We start from the raw sequence: 15,454 nt of genomic DNA on the forward strand, positions 1-15,454 counted from the left end.
TCTTAGAGTAGTATAGTCGATCACCCATTTGCTTTCGAACGGCGACCCAATTGTGCCAGCATCCATATCGACTCGGATAGTCTTCGTATCGATGCGTAGACCACACCTCTCGGCTTTCAGGATCGCCTCCTTGATCGTCCACAACGTGAAGAACCGCTGCCGATGTTCCAACTCCGAGGTCGACTTTGATATCCACTCGTTCTCCGGCGCGTTGTATTGCCTTCGCATGAGGAGTTCGCGATCCGATCGCCTCATGAAGTCTTCAACATCGACCCCGAGTTCAGAATCGGTGGTCCACGCGAGAACGATGCACCGCTCTACATGCGAGAGGTTAAAGGAGAGATCTGGGTGAGTTGGAAACTCGCCTTCGGTATCTAAGAGACGAAAGTCCGCTCCAGATCTCTGACACGCCTCAAGGATCAAGGCACGTCCCACCATGAACTGTTGGCGTGCGCCGGGGTGCTTGATTCTGGCGAGTCGAGTACTATCGGCGGTGTTGAGGTCATCCTTCGAAAAGGAGTCTGCGATTCGAGCGATCTCAGTCTCGAAGGAGATAAGTAGTTCGATGGTCTTCAATCCGTTAGCCGCAACGAGGTTAGAGCCCTTGTTTACGGGGTCTCTATCTCCGAGATTCCGCGATCAGTAAAGCCTCCCTCTTCGCCAAAGGTTGTATGGGGACAATCCATGGCGCGGAGGGCTGTGAGCAGCACTCGGGTCGTGTTCGCGCCCGCAGACCTGATGTGGTGACCCGTTTGCAGTGCCCCACCGCCATTTCCAGCAAGTATGATGGGATAATCATCAATGTTGTGTCTTTGACCGGAATTGGTATCGGACGACGCCAGAATCACCGAGTAATCTAAGAGGGTTCCATCGCCCTGCGGAATGGCCTTAAAGGCATTCAGTAGGTAGGCGAACTCCTCCATAATGAACGTGACAATCTGGTGGACTTTGGGCTGCTCGCCCGGCTCATCATGAGTCAACTGATGGAAACTATTTCCGGAGTCGATATTCCAGAAATACGTCCCGGAAACCGACCCATTGAACAGGTTTGACCACACGCGTGTCGCGTCACAGGCGAGGGCCATGGCGATGAGGTCGGACATGGCCCGGGACCGAGCTCGCTGGCGTTCCTGAGTATCACTCGCAATCTCGCCGGGATTACCCGGGACGAGGCACGCCGAGGGCGGTGGTGGCGCGTTTTCAATGGCTAAGAGGCGATTCTGCAGGGCCTGAATTCCGTCTAAGTGTTGTTCGAGCCTAACCCTATCTGCAGCACCTAGCCTCTTGTGCAGTCGATTGGCGTCATCCTTGACGGCATCGAGAATGTTTCGGCGCAATTCGAGGCGAGGGTCAACCTCCGGATTTTGGTCGGCCGGGTCCACAAATCCTTCGCCAAATATGCGACTGAAGAGTTGATGTGGACTGTATTCTGGCGGGTTAGCGTTGTCAGGACCGTTATGCGAAAGGTAGCGCAAGGTCGTGCCTTCCACGGTCGTCACCCTTGGGTCGATACCGAATTCGATAGACCTAAAACGGGTGCCTTGAGCCACGTGATCCGCCACGACCTGATCGATCGAGGGTTTAGAGAATGTCGAGGCATAACCCGCGTTTCCTGGATCTTGAGGAATCAGAGGGGCACCGGACAATATGCCAACGGTTCCGGCGTGGTGGCCGCGCGGATTTCCAGTCTTGATATCGTGCCCGGAGATCACATTGATATGCTCACGTAGGCCAGCGTCGGTTAGAGGGCGAAGCTCTTCGCTCGGCGTCCAGTTCAGGCCTGTGCCGGTTGGTCGCCAGCGAGAAGGAACCACGCCGTTACCCCAAAAGAAGACTCCAAAACGCTTTGGGATCGGCGCTCCGTTGGCATAAGCCGTGCCGTTTGTATTGAGCATGATCTCAAGCGTTGGAAGTGCCACTGTGGCCATTGAGCCACCCAAAACACCGCGCAAAAAGGTTCTTCGGTCTAGATTGATACTCATTGCTCCACCTCTTGAACCCAGAGAAATGCTTCACTTGCGGCAATCTCGATGACAAGATCTTTGAATCGGTAGTCCGAGGCTTCGAACTTTGCCTTGAGCTCGTCTACAAGTGGTTTATCGCCCTCACCTTCAATTCTACCCACGACGTGCCGATAGGTCTTTCGCACCATACAGTCCATCGTTGCCGGATCCTGAGCGATGGCGGCCCCTAGAGATACACCGTCGTCAAAATTCACACCGTTCAGCTCTCCAGTCGCGTCGATCGGAAGTCCATTATCGAGAGTGCGGAACCGTCCGATTCCGTCGTAATTCTCGAGCCCGAATCCGAGAGAATCCATGGCCATGTGACAGCTTCCGCAAGCGGGATTCGAAAAATAGTCTTCAAGTCTCTGGCGTAATGTTTGTGGACCCACGTTCGGGTCGGGATCCGGAATAACGGTGCTCGCGTTTGGAGGTGGCGGCGGCAAGGCCTGGCACATCAAGGCTTCGCGAATGAATTTGCCACGGTGTGAAGGGGAGGTGCTTACGGAATGGCTGTTCAGCGCAAGTATACTTGCGTGCCCCAAAATACCGGCGCGCTTTGCGTCTTGAGTCAGTTCAATCTGGCCAAAATCGCTGCCTTCGAACCCGTCTAACCGGTAGATTGCGGCGAGTCGACTATCTACGAAGGTGGTTGTGGACGTGAACATTTCGCGCATATCCGATGGATTCTCGAAAACGAGATGCTCCATTAGACGCACAGTCTCTTCGCGCATACTTTGGGCAGTAGCTTGATCGAAGTCTGGATAGACGTACTGATCCTTTGTGATGGATTCGATTTTCTGAAGGCCGAAATACTCAGTCCAGAAGACGCGGAAATTCTCCCGCGCCTCGGGAAGCGCGAGCAATCGTAATGCTTCTTCCCGAACTTCATCTTGGGTTTGAAGACCACCGGCATCCACAAGGGCGAGTGTGGCGTCGGTTGGAGGTTTTCCAAGAATAAAGAAGCTCAGCTTGGTGGCTACTTCAGCAGGCGTGAGCTTTCGCAAACCAGGGCGATTTGGGTCAGATTCGCCGTATTCAGCTCGGTACAAAAAGCTAGGGGACTGAAGCATCGTGGCGATCGCGAACTCAACACCCACCCAGAAATCTTGGAGGGTAGTCGCCGCCTGAAGTGAAGGCACTAGGATTTCCTGAACTTCAACATCGTCGAGATTGCGGCGGTAGAGTTTAGGACCGAGATCTTGAATCATCTCCCGCAAACACTCGGCATCGCCGAAGTTGCTGCCATCACACGAGACCAACGAATTCCTTAGCGATGGAACCTCCAAGATCATCTTTGCGACTTCGAAGCCGGCTGTTTCGTACTGCTCCACGCCCAGGGGTGAAATCGACGTCGCCGCCATAGCAATGGAGGTTAGACCGTTGGTGGTCTGATCTTCGGGCAAGATGAAATCAGCGACGAATCCCATTCCAAATGCGGCTTCGACCGAGTTTTTGTACTCGGTCGAGGTCAATTTTCTGAGAACAGGCGGTCCGGGCTCAAAACCGGTCGGCGTGAGAACAGGCTCGGGAGACTCCGATGTTGGAGTGTTGGTTTCCATTGGAGAGTCGGCGAAAATCGCCATATTCCCCTCACACCCAATGGCCAAAACCAAAGGGACCAGCAGCGCTGCGTAGAGTTGTCGCATGCATTCTCCGAGATTGCTTGTCGCCCAATTCCCTACATCTTAATGAAAACCTTAGTGTTTGGCCAGAGTCACACGAATACTTTTGGAAGCAGGCGTATTGCTCTTGTGTGCGAATTCGCTCAGGGGCACGAGTACGTTGGTTTCTGGGAAATAGGTGGCCACAGAGCCCGGCGGAATCTCGTAGTCGACCAACACAAACTCGGGCGCCCTGCGAACCTTGTCGTAGGAGGAGATGATGTCGACTCTCTGGCCGGCTTGAAAGCCAAGTCTTTCTCTATCCTTCGCGTTGATGAGCACCACGCGCCGGCCGTTCATAACCCCGCGATATCGATCATCAAGACCGTAGATCGTGGTGTTGTACTGGTCGTGCGTTCTAATGGTCATCATCATCAGCTCGCCATCCTTCAAATCCGACGCAGGTATCTGATGAACTTTGAATTGGGCACGACCGTCTGGGGTGTTGAATTTGCCGACTCGGGGGCCGTTTGGAAGCTCAAACCCGTGAGGATTTCGGACGCGATCGTTGTAGTTTTCAAACCCTGGGACACAGGCTTCGATGGCGTCGCGGACCTTGCCGTAGTCGGTGGCGAGGGACTCCCATGAGATTTTGGAGCCCGGGGAGACGGCACGTGCCATGCCGGCAACGATTTGTGGTTCACTTCGTAGTTTTGCGCTTGCCGGCTTGTTTCCTCCGCGGGAGGCGTGCACGACCCCCATCGAGTTTTCGACCGTGACAAACTGCAAACGACCATTTTGAATGTCGATTTCTGTTCGCCCAAGACAAGGAAGAATCAGGGCATGTTTTCCGTGAACAAGGTGCGAACGGTTGAGTTTTGTGGAGATATGAACAGTGAGTTCACATTGTCGAAGAGCCCCGGCAGTGGCTTGAGTATCCGGAGTTGCGGAGAGGAAGTTTCCGCCCATTCCTATGAAAACCTTTCCTCGACCGTCCAACATGGCTTGAATGGCATGCACGGTGTCGAATCCGTGTTCGGTCGGCACCTCGATTCCAAAATAGTCGGCCAGACCTTTGATGAGATGAGCCGGCGGTTTTTCCACAATACCGACGGTTCGATCGCCTTGCACATTGGAGTGACCACGCACGGGGCACGCTCCAGCGCCGGGCCTTCCGATTTGTCCCCGAAGGAGTAGGAAGTTGACGACTTCTTGTACGTTCGCGACGCCGTTCTTGTGTTGCGTGAGTCCCATTGCCCAACAGGCGATGAGCCTTTCCGCCTTGATCGCGATCTCGGCGACTGCCTCGAGGTCGCTACGGCGCAAGCCGCTGGACTCTTCGATTTCTTGCCAAGAAACCGATTCAATGTGTTTGGCAAACTCGTCGAAACCATTCGTCTTTGATTCGATGAAGTCAGTATCGAGGCACGCTTCGGTTTGGTGCCGCTCCAGCATGACCTTCATGATCCCCTGAAGCGCGGCCACGTCTCCGTTGATCTTAACGGGCAAATGCAGGTCGGTGAGCTTCGTGCCACCCCCCATCAACGTGGTGACCTCTTGAGGGTGAATGAATGAGGTGAGACCGGCCTCTTTGAGAGGATTTAAGGTCACGATCGTCGCCCCATTGCGCTTTGCCCCTTGTAGCGCGGTCAGCATGCGCGGGTGATTGGTTCCTGGATTTTGTCCGAGGATGAAGATCGTGTCGGCCTTATCAAAATCCTCGAGTGTGACAGTTCCTTTGCCGATCCCTATCGACTCTCCGAGCCCCACACCGCTCGATTCATGGCACATGTTGGAGCAGTCCGGCATATTGTTAGTTCCGAACTCGCGCACCATGAGTTGGTACATGAAAGCGGCTTCGTTGCTCGTTCTTCCGGATGTGTAGAAGATTGCTTCGTTGGGAGAATCGAGCCCCCTTAGCGTCTTGCCGATAAGCTCGAATGCCTCGTCCCATTCTATGGTTTCGTAGTTTGAGGCGCCTTGGCGCAGCACCATAGGCTCTGCGATCCGACCCGCGCCGTTGAGTTCGTAGTCGGACCAGCGCGTAAGCTCTTCGATCGTGTGTTGTTTGAAAAAATCGGCATCAACACTAGCCTTCATCGCCTCATCAGCAACGGCCTTGGCCCCGTTTTCGCAGAATTCAGCCATCGCACGATGTTTTGGATCTGGCCAGGCGCACCCAGGACAATCGAAGCCAGCGAGCTGGTTCACTCGAAGTAGGGTGCGTGCGCCCTTGATGAGTCCCGATTTCTTGGTGGCATGTTTAATCGACGAAATGACAGCGGGTATCCCGCCCGCTACTTCCTTTGGAGCTTGGATCTGCAAACCCTGAGTCTCGACGGGCACCAAGGCACCTTCATCTCTCGATTTCTCCATGTGTTCCTCGCTTCAGATTTGAATGCGGTGGGGGTGCGTGTAAACGTTAAAGCTCTTTCCCCGGACAAAACCAGCGAGGGTGATGTTGAATTCCTCGGCGAGGTCGACGGCAAGGGTTGAAGGCGCCCCGACGGAAGCAACGATGGGCACCCGCACCGAGATCGCCTTCTGAACCAACTCAAAACTCGCTCGCCCACTTAGGACCAAGATATGCCCGCTCCAGTCTTCACCAACCTCGTCGAGACCCCAGCCGATGAGTTTATCCATGGCGTTGTGGCGGCCTACGTCTTCGGCGGCGTGTAGGAATGTGCCGTCGATTTTGAAGAGACCTGCGGCGTGTAGTCCGCCCGTCTTTTGAAAGCTGCGTTGCGCCTCGCGCATAATATCAGGCAGGCTACCGAGGAGGAGCGGATCGACTCCGGCCTCACATTCCGTGGGCGCCCTGCCCTCTTGCTTCAAGGCCTCGAGACTCGTCTTTCCGCAGACCCCGCAACTCGACGACTGCACAAACTTTCGTTCGAGCCGCTCCAACCCCGATAACGCCTCTTTAACGAGGGTAACTTTGACCACATTAGTTGAACTTGTGCACGACTCAGCGTGGAGAATCGCACTTCGGTCTCTCACCACGCCCTCGGCCCACAGAAAACCTACCGCGAGTTCAGGATCGCGCCCCGGAGATCTCATCGTGATGGAGATGGATTGCTGCCATCCGTTCTCCCCGACCAGCCGAATTTCAAGGGGCTCTTCTACGGCGATCAAATCACGGGAGGCCACAAATGCCTGTCCGTCCCACCTCAATGCAGTCTTCTTACGTTCTTGCATACACCCTCGGCCTCACTTTAGGCCTATGATTGTTGGGCACGCAATCGTTTTCTTGCTCGCATGAGGTCTTCCGGTGTGTTGACGCCATGAACATTGGCCCAACCCTCGGGCGGGTCAACGACACTAGCCCCTAAATCATCGAGCATCTTCCAAATCGAACTGTTTGATGAAGGGCGGTATCCTTTAAGCGCAGTGACTTCCCAAGCAGAACACATACTCTGCCAAACCTGATTCTTCACGGCTGCTGCCGGACGTGCTTCAGACGCAAGTGCCCTTGGCCATTCGGGGGCCAGTCCTAAGAGATCGCATGATGTCAGGAAGACATGGGAGTATGAGTTCTGGGCTGCCCAGCCTAACGCTGCGACCAAGCCAGCAACAGGCCCTTCAAAACCTTCGGCATCTGGAATGCAGGGGGGTGAGTCTTGAGCGTTCAGCTCAAGTGCGGTTCTACCCACTACTAAGGTCGCATCACAGAGACTGAGCGAGTCCAACACATGAGCGATCAGCGGTCGGTTTTCGACCTCCGCAAAAGCCTTATCGCTCCCGAACCGAGTGGACTTCCCACCTGCGAGCACAACACCGAGAAGTCTCAAGATGGCTATCCTTTTTCTTCGATCACCACGATAACGTCGTCGGCCACCTTCAATTGCCCCATCAAGGCACTGTAGGGCTCGATTCCGAAATCAGGCTGATTGATCTTTGTGGTCCAAACTCTATCGCGTTTGGTGAGGGTCAGTGGTCTTGAAACCCCGCACAAGTGCAGCGTCCCCGTGATTTTTCCGGAATCCATGTCGCTGATGTCTGCGTCGAAAATAATCTCGGGAAACTTTGCGACCTGGAGCACCTTCTTTTGGATATTACCCAAAATCTTTTCTCTGTCTTTGGGCCCGGGAGACTTTGTGTCGAGCCGTCCATCGGTCATCGCGCCGTAGACTTTGACGGAGTCTGCTTTGACCACGGCTCGGATTTTGTCTCCCGTAGCGGTGACTTCTAAGTGTTCAGCAATGAGGTCGAGGTCGTGCCCAAGGCCCGCGAGTGCCCCCGCTCGAGATGTCCGAAGATGAAGTTCGTATTTCATGGTTTAGTGATGTGTTTCGCGACGGTGTCGGAAAGGCCCTCGGAGAGCGGCATATTGGGATTGGTATAGGATTCCTGCGGTAACTCAGTCGCAGGATCGTCTTTCAACACATGGGATGCTTTCGGAAGGGTGAGAAACTCAGCGTCCGACCGAAAAAGCACGAGCCGTTCAGCATCCTTGAGTGAGACTTGTAGATCTCGCGCCCCTTGAACCACGAGAACCCGTACCTTGAGTTCTTTGAGTTTCTGAGCCGGATCGACTGAGATGGCCGACTTAAGGAAGGGTTGTACGGAGGGCCTAAAGAGCCCCATCAAAACATCCGGAACGACCTCAGGTTCACGACCGTTTTCGAGGTCGTCGAGGATTCGACGAACATCGGGCATGAGGGCTGGTGCTTGTTTGGCCAGCTGTTCCTCGAGCACTTCACGCAGGGGTCGTCCCGCGGTGGCCAGCAGTGTTAATGACTCGGCGTCGAGACTTGGAGCTGCCAAAATGGCCAACAAACCGCCTTCAGAATGGCCGATGATATGGAGCGAGTCGAAGCGAGAATCACCTTCGAAATGCCGGACCACGCCGACCAAATCATTCACAAAGGTATTCAGGTCGACTTGAGATTCATCCACGGTTGTGGTGCTCGCCCCGATGCCCCGTTTATCGTAGCGGAATGTTGAAACGCCACGTTTTGCGAGGTCGGTTGCGAGCATTTTGTAGGCATCCGTCTTGATGCCGGCCACGCTATTTCCATCGCGGTCCGTCGGTCCAGAGCCTGCCACAATCACCGCTAGGGGTGTTGGATTTACTGCGTCAGCGACGATGAGCTCACCTGCAATCTTTGCCTCTGGCCGCGAAATCTCAATCTGATGAGTTTCAACTTCACGCGTCGTGGTTGGTTTCATTTCAACCTTCGTTTCTTTTGGAGCGGGAGGGACGTTCTTCTCGCAGCCTTGGCCCCAACCAATACAAAGTGCGAGCAGAATCAAAGAATGTGCAATGGAGCGTTTCATAGGTAAAGGAGGGTAGTCGCATTTTCGCAGAGGTCTAGTGCCACTTTGGAGGCTCAGCGGTCTAATCGGGCAAACGAACCGACTAGTAGGTAGGTTTCTTTCCTTGAAAGTCGCATGGTGCAAGGGTAAACGCATGTTCCACCCGTGCGCGAAGGCAGCGCGGAACAGGGTCGGTTTCGCCGATCTGAATGAGCGACAGGTGAAGATGGATTCCTCCCGAGATATTGCGATCATTGGCTACTCGTGCCGGTTTGCCGAGGCAGACCACATCGAAGCGTTCTGGAAAAACCTGGTTGAAGGCCGAGCGTGTTTCAATGAGATTCCCTCGGACCGATGGTCGTCGGAGGTATTTCACTCGGAGAATCCGCGTGAATTTGACCGCACTTATGTTCGCAAGGCAGCTTTTATTGAGGATGTAGAGTCTTTTGCGGCGATGCATTTTGGAATTGCGCCTCGGCGTGTCGAGGTGATGGACCCTCAGCACCGACTGATTTTGGATGCTGTGCGCGTCGCGGTCCAGGATAGCGGCTATGAGCGCCGCCAACTCCCACTTGCGCGTGTTGGCACCTTTATCGGCGCCTCGAGTTCGGACCACAGACTGATTATGGCAGCTCGAACTCTGGCGATGATGGCTTCGGACGGGTCTCTCGGCGAGGTGGTTGACCCCGAAGCGTTGTCGAAGAGCGTGGACCGAGTAGCGCCGGTGAACTCATTCTCGATTCCAGGCTCCCTGATCAATATGGCTGCGGCCAACGTGGCGTATCAATGGAAGTTCGGCGGCCCGGCGTACACGCTGGATGCGGCTTGTGCATCGGCGCTGGTGGCGGTTCATAACGCGGTGACGCATATCCGTGCAGGCATGTGTGATGTCGCGGTCGCGGGCGGAATCCAACTCACGTTGACACCAGATACGCTGGTAGGCTTTTCCAGAATTGGTGCAATCTCGAGGCATGATGCGTGCCGGCCCTTTGATGCCGAAGGCGACGGGTTTGTTCAGGGAGATGGCGTAGGAATTGTGGTTCTGAAGCGGCTCGACGAGGCACAGAAAGACGGCGACCGAATTCATGCCGTGATTCGTGGAACGGGTATCAACAACGATGCAGGCGATTCGGGGCCTATGGCTCCGTGTGTTCCCGGTCAGGTTGCGGTTATTCAGACGGCGCTGCGAGACGCGGCGATCGACGCGGAAGACGTGGATCTTGTGGAGTGTCACGGCACAGCCACACCGGTTGGAGACCCTGTTGAGGTCGAAGCCATTCATCAAGTGTTTGGCAACTCGCGCTCACGCTATATCTCGAGCGTGAAGGGCAATATCGGTCACACACTGGCGGCCGCTGGAATCGCAGGGCTCTTGAAGGCGACCCTGGAGCTAGAGAACCAGACCAAAGCAGTGCAAGCGGGCTTTCGCTCAGCGCATCCAGACTTGAAGCTCGAAGAACGCAGGCTCGAAGTGCCGAGAGAATCAAAACCTGCCTCAATTCAGGTGGCGGGTGTGAGTTCATTCGGGTTTGGCGGGACCAATTGCCACGTGGTTTTGGAGCGCGCGCCTTCGCGAGAAAGAACGGTCGACGATGAGCCGCAACTGGTGGTGTTGAGTGCCGGAAATGCAAATCTCTTGGCCGAGCATGCACGAGAGATCGTGCAGACGATCCAGGACAAAGAGCCGCTACTCCAAGATATCGCGTATACCTTGAGCGCAGCACGCCGGCACGAGGCGTACCGTTGCTCACTGATTGCATATTCGCTCGACGACCTAGTCAGCAAGCTGAATCAGGTCAGTGAAGCAATCGAAAAGAGCGAGAGCGGCGAGCTGGGACCAGAGGTTTTCGTCGGTGAGGCCGGCTCGGGTCCCGTTGCAGCGCTTTTCCCAGGGCAAGGTGCTCAGGGCATCAATATGTTCCGCGACGCATTTAAGCGTTTCAGTGCGTTTCGAGACGAGGTGACGCGCCTGGCACAAGCGAGCGGATGTGACGGAATTCTCGACCTACTCTACCCGTCGCAGAACGAGGACGAGGCCGAGGCAGCGCTGCGAGAAACCCGCAACACCCAGCCTGCTCTTGCGATCTTGAGCCTTGCGCTCTTCAACTTCTTGTCGGGCCTGGGCCTTCAGGTGGACTTCGCGCTAGGTCATTCCTTAGGCGAATTCTTGGCCCTCGGAGCCTCAGGCGCGCTGTCTGACGAAGAGTGTGTTCAACTGGTGGCAACTCGTGGGCAACTCATGCAAGAGCTGCCGGGAGACCACGGCGCGATGGCGGCACTTCGCCTCTCTGCGGAGGAACTATCGATCCTTGGGCCCCTGCCGCCGAGCGTAGAAGTCGCGAATATCAATCACCCAAAACAGACTGTCGTAGCGGGGCCAAGTACAAGCGTCGACGCTCTGGTCGAGCTCGCTGAAAACAAAGGTGTGAAGGCGACGAAGCTCAACGTTTCCCATGCTTTCCACTCCAATATTGTGAAGCCAATTCTTGGGAACCTCGGCAGCGCGATATCAAAAATCGAGTTCCGAGCTCCTAGATTCGACGTTTGGTCTTGCACCTCTGATTGCCTGATAACCACAGAGAATGCGGCAGAGCTCTTGGCAAGCCACGCTACTAGCCCAGTCAACTTCCTTCGAGGAATGCAGGAGCTTGAGTCACGCGAGATCCTAAAGGTTGTTGAGCTGGGGACAGGAGCCCTTCGTTCCTTGGTTATGCAGAGCACGGGTGGGCGAGTTGGGCACACGAGTTTCGAGAATATCCTGATGGGGCTTGGGCGATTGGTCGTTCAGGGACAAGACCTCGACCTTTCTGCGCTCTATCCCTATTCGCAAGTGGTCACGCTACCTCCGACAAGACTCGAGACGCAGAGATTCTCTGCGATCCGAGAGCGCTCAATCCCCTTGAAAATCTCTCGTTCCGAGACTGCGACCCGCGTGGCTCCGGTCGTATCAACACAGGTGAACACCGTGCAGGAAGACAAGAATTTGAGCGAGTTGCTCGCTCTTTTCCAATCCCAGAACCAAATTTTGGCGCAACATGCCGAGGTCATCGCGAACCAATCGCGTGTGCTGGCCTCGATGGGGATGTCTCTTCCGGATTCCCCTTTGACGGCGACGGTTGAGAAGACGCCTGCACCTCTGAGCGAGCCCGTTGAGATTCAGAAAGTTGAGCTTCAGAAAGCCGCCACGCCTGAGCCCGAGGTGCCTACAGATTGGTTGCCTCTGGTGAAAGACCTGGTCTCCGAGATCAGCGCATTTCCTCTCAAGAGCTTGCAACCTACTCAAGTACTTGCGACCGAGCTCGGGTTTGATTCCTTGATGTTTGCTGAGCTCGCGAGTGCGCTTCAGAAGAACGTCCCGGGACTCGTGGTACCGCAGACGGGATTTAGCGCTCGCACAGCACTGCAGGACGTCGCAGACTCGATCCCTCTATGGCTTGGTAGCTCCGAATCACCGAAGTCCGAGATTGGTGAACTCGACCTTTTTGAGGCCGCCTGGGTCATATCGCCAATTCAAGAACACATTCTGGAAGAAGCTCACGGGCGCCGAGTGGAGTTCGTTGGAGATCACACCAAGCGAAGTGAGATCGCTGAAGCATTCGAGCAAAGAGGAGCCGCTGAGGGTTCTGGAGATATTTTGGTGGCGTTTCTAAACGACACGCCAGCGGCATTCGCGCTTGCGAAGGAGAGGAACGCCAACCCTCCGCAGGTGTTTCTCGGCATCTATCCAGAAAGCCATGGGATCGCGGGATTTCTTCGAGCGCTCCGGCACGAATGGCCGAACACGAGGATTGTTCCAGTATTCTGGGACGGCAACGACGCTCAAAGCCTTGTTTCAGAGGCTTTCTCGCCAAATGAAGAACAAGAGGTTCGCCTCCAGGGCCCCCGAGAGACGAGACGCTTTACAAAGGCGACCGGTAGCCAGAACGCGAGGTTTGACGGGCTGAACGTTGTGGTCTCCGGAGGTGCGCGAGGGGTCGGTTTCGTGCTGGCAAAGGCGATTGCGCCACGTGTGAAATCGCTCCTACTTCTCGGACGACGTGCCGAGAGCGACTTGAGCTCTGAGGAAAAGGCGGCGATTGCCCAGCTTTCAGCTCAAACAAAAACCGAATACTTGCAGCTCGATGTCTCTGCCGCAATTCCGAGCGACCTTAGCCAGAAGCTCGCGAATTACGACGGCCTGATTCATGCCGCTGGACTCTTGAAAGATCGGAAGGTCGAAGAACTGAGCGAACAGGACCTCAAAGCCGTTTGGAGCGCCAAAGTCCTCGGGCTCAGGCACTTGATGCAATCTATGCCCAACCTCAAGGCTGTTGTGGCCACAGGCTCTTGGGCAGCACGTTTTGGAAATCGCGCCCAGACCATTTATGCAGCAGCGAACGACGCGTTGGCAGACGAGCTCAATGGGTTTGAAGGATTCGCTCAGATTCACGAGTGGCCGCTCTGGGCAGATACACCGATGACCGAAAGCTTGAGTGACGCGATGTTGAGCGGTCTCGAGGATATGGGAGTCCCCGTTCTTTCGCACGAAGAGGGCACGAGGCTCTTCTTCGCTGCGCTGGAGAAGACGGCGAGCATCGTCACGATTGGCCCAGAGCTCGACAAGCTCCAGCCGGAGGCTAAGCGGTTCGCGGTGCTCGGTACGGATTCGTCCGATTGGGTTTTTGATCATCGACTAAAAGGAAAGGCGGTGATGCCTTTCGCGGCCGCGCTGGAATTGGCTCTGAAGACGTCAGGAGCCTCCGGCCTTGAGGACTTTAAACTCATCAGCGGTGTTGAGGTTTCGGGACCGACTGTGATTTCGGCAAAGGCCGACAAAGATCGTGTGGTTCTGAGTGTAGATGGAGCGCCAAAGTACTTGGGACGGACTCACAACGAACACGCCGATTTGCCCGAAATCTCGCGGCCCAATGGGCACGAACACCAGAGCTGGCACAACCTGAATGACTTCTACAAGGAGTTCAGTTTTCACGGCCCAAAAATGAGAGGGATCGTATCGGTCGAACATGCCGATAAAACTGGCTTTGTGGGCCTAGTTAAAACACAGAAACCGAGCAGTTTTGGTGGCTTTGGAGAACACTTCAGCGCCGACCCCTTTATGGTGGATGCTGGCTTCCAGTTGGTCCTCTATTGGTTGCAAAACACGTTGGGGTTCGCGGCGTTCCCGTCATCGATTGAAAAGCTGCAGGTGCTTGGTGCGCCGAATGGTGAGCAGGTTCGGGTCGTTCTGAAAATCAAATCTTCTGAAGGTGACCTTCGCGGAGATATGATTTGGGAGAACCTCGATGGCAGCCCAATCCTCGTGGCTCATGATCTCAGAGCGACGCGACTCATGGAGTCGAGCAAGCCTAAGATCAAGCCCGAGTACTGGAAGGTCGACGAATTCCCAGAAGTGCAAGCCCTCAAACAGCGCCTGGAAATGGCCGCGTTGATCGGCGTGCAGAATCCTTATTTTCGTGAGCATGACGGAGTCGCCAAGAATCGCGCGATGATTGAAGGCGAGTCGATGTTGAACTTCTCGTCTTATAATTACCTGGGGCTCTCGGGGCATCCGGTGGTCAATCAAGCGGCAAAAGACGCCGTTGAGCACTACGGCACAAGCGTTTCAGCCAGCCGTCTCGCGAGCGGCCAGATTCCGTTGCACCGCGAGCTCGAGCACGCGATCGCAAGCTTTGTGGGCGTGGATGCGGCGCTTGTCTTCAGTGCTGGTCACCACACCAATGAATCGGTAATCGGCCATTTGTTCGGCCCTGGCGACCTCATTCTTCACGACTCGTTGGCTCATAACTCGATCGTAACGGGCGCGGATCTCTCTGGAGCAAAGCGTCTGCAATTCCCGCACAACGATCACGTGGGTCTCGGAAAAATGCTCGAGCAGCTCCGGCCGAACTTCAAGAAGGTCGGCATCATCATTGAGGGCGTGTACTCGATGGATGGTGACATCCCGAATCTGGCGGAGTTTATCGAGCTCAAGAAGGAGTACGGCGCCATACTCTACGTGGACGAGGCACACTCTCTTGGGTGCATCGGTCCTCGCGGAGGTGGAATCGCGGACTACTTTGGCCTCGATGCGCGGGAGGTTGACCTTTGGATGGGCACTCTCTCAAAGTCGTTCGCGTCATGCGGTGGCTTTATTGCTGGCTCCGGCGCACTGATCGATTATCTCAAATACACCGTGCCTGGGTTCATCTTCTCGGCAGGCATTTCGCCCGCGAACTCGGCGGCAGCTCTTGCGGCAATCCAGCTCATCGAACAAGAGCCTGAGAGGGTTCTTACGCTGCAAGACAATAGCCGCGTGTTCCTTGAGGCATGTCAGAAACACGGCCTGGATACAGGGCCGAGCAAAGATTCTGCGGTCGTTCCGGTGATTGTCGGGAACAGTTTCTACTGCCTGCAACTCTCCGAGCGTTTGGCGCTGCGTGGGATCAATGTGCAGCCCATTGTGTACCCTGCCGTGGACGACGAGGCCTCGCGGCTTCGCTTCTTCATCAGTTCCACGCACACACATGACGAGTTGCTCGAAACCGCTAAGACTGTAGCGCAGGAATTGGGCGAGCTAAGCACGAAGGCAATGTCTGCGTGAGATGACTG

At 55.3% G+C, this 15,454-nt stretch carries 9 protein-coding genes (1 of these 9 cut by a window edge); 1 reads left to right on the plus strand and 8 read right to left on the minus strand.

The annotated features are described in order from the left end of the window. The 8 genes in view from FRD01_RS08680 to FRD01_RS08715 are tightly spaced (at most 51 nt apart) and all read right to left on the minus strand, a layout consistent with a single transcriptional unit that may run on beyond the window. Positions 1-576, minus strand: partial view of a 4'-phosphopantetheinyl transferase family protein gene (locus FRD01_RS08680; RefSeq protein ID WP_146958997.1) — the 5' portion only. Its footprint begins 117 nt before the window's first position; only the first 576 of its 693 coding nucleotides appear in the window; its start codon is at positions 574-576; the stop codon falls past the left edge of the window. A gap of 32 nt (positions 577-608) precedes the next feature. After that, the gene (locus FRD01_RS08685; RefSeq protein ID WP_146958998.1) at positions 609-1,982 is read right to left on the minus strand and encodes a DUF1552 domain-containing protein; all 1,374 of its coding nucleotides are present in this window, start codon (positions 1,980-1,982) and stop codon (positions 609-611) included. Further along, a complete protein-coding gene (locus tag FRD01_RS08690; RefSeq protein WP_146958999.1) occupies positions 1,979-3,652 on the minus strand; it encodes a DUF1592 domain-containing protein in 1,674 nt (557 codons plus the stop codon). The genes FRD01_RS08685 and FRD01_RS08690 overlap by 4 nt, the downstream gene beginning before the upstream one ends. Before the next feature lie 51 nt (positions 3,653-3,703). Next, positions 3,704-5,983 carry an FdhF/YdeP family oxidoreductase gene (locus tag FRD01_RS08695; RefSeq protein ID WP_146959000.1) on the minus strand — a complete coding sequence of 760 codons (2,280 nt, stop codon included), beginning with the start codon at positions 5,981-5,983 and terminating at the stop codon, positions 3,704-3,706. A 12-nt stretch (positions 5,984-5,995) separates the two neighbouring features. Next, positions 5,996-6,805 carry a formate dehydrogenase accessory sulfurtransferase FdhD gene (gene fdhD, locus FRD01_RS08700; protein ID WP_146959001.1) on the minus strand — a complete coding sequence of 270 codons (810 nt, stop codon included), beginning with the start codon at positions 6,803-6,805 and terminating at the stop codon, positions 5,996-5,998. Positions 6,806-6,828: 23 nt separating this feature from the next. Continuing rightward, entirely contained in the window at positions 6,829-7,398 is a 570-nt protein-coding gene (gene mobA, locus FRD01_RS08705; protein ID WP_249756120.1) for a molybdenum cofactor guanylyltransferase, read from the minus strand. A 5-nt stretch (positions 7,399-7,403) separates the two neighbouring features. After that, positions 7,404-7,883, minus strand: coding sequence for a YceI family protein (locus FRD01_RS08710; protein ID WP_146959003.1), 480 nt, complete (start codon positions 7,881-7,883; stop codon positions 7,404-7,406). After that, positions 7,880-8,779: an alpha/beta hydrolase gene (locus FRD01_RS08715; RefSeq protein ID WP_249756121.1), complete on the minus strand. Its 900-nt coding sequence runs from the start codon at positions 8,777-8,779 to the stop codon at positions 7,880-7,882. The genes FRD01_RS08710 and FRD01_RS08715 overlap by 4 nt, the downstream gene beginning before the upstream one ends. Positions 8,780-9,092: 313 nt before the next feature. Here FRD01_RS08715 and FRD01_RS08720 point away from each other — a divergent pair, with 313 nt between their 5' ends. Further along, positions 9,093-15,446 (plus strand): type I polyketide synthase, encoded by a 6,354-nt coding sequence (locus FRD01_RS08720; protein WP_249756122.1) that lies wholly within the window; start codon positions 9,093-9,095, stop codon positions 15,444-15,446. Positions 15,447-15,454 lie beyond the last annotated feature (8 nt).

The organism is Microvenator marinus (assembly GCF_007993755.1).
In the GTDB taxonomy this organism is placed as follows: domain Bacteria; phylum Myxococcota_A; class Bradymonadia; order Bradymonadales; family Bradymonadaceae; genus Allomicrovenator; species Allomicrovenator marinus.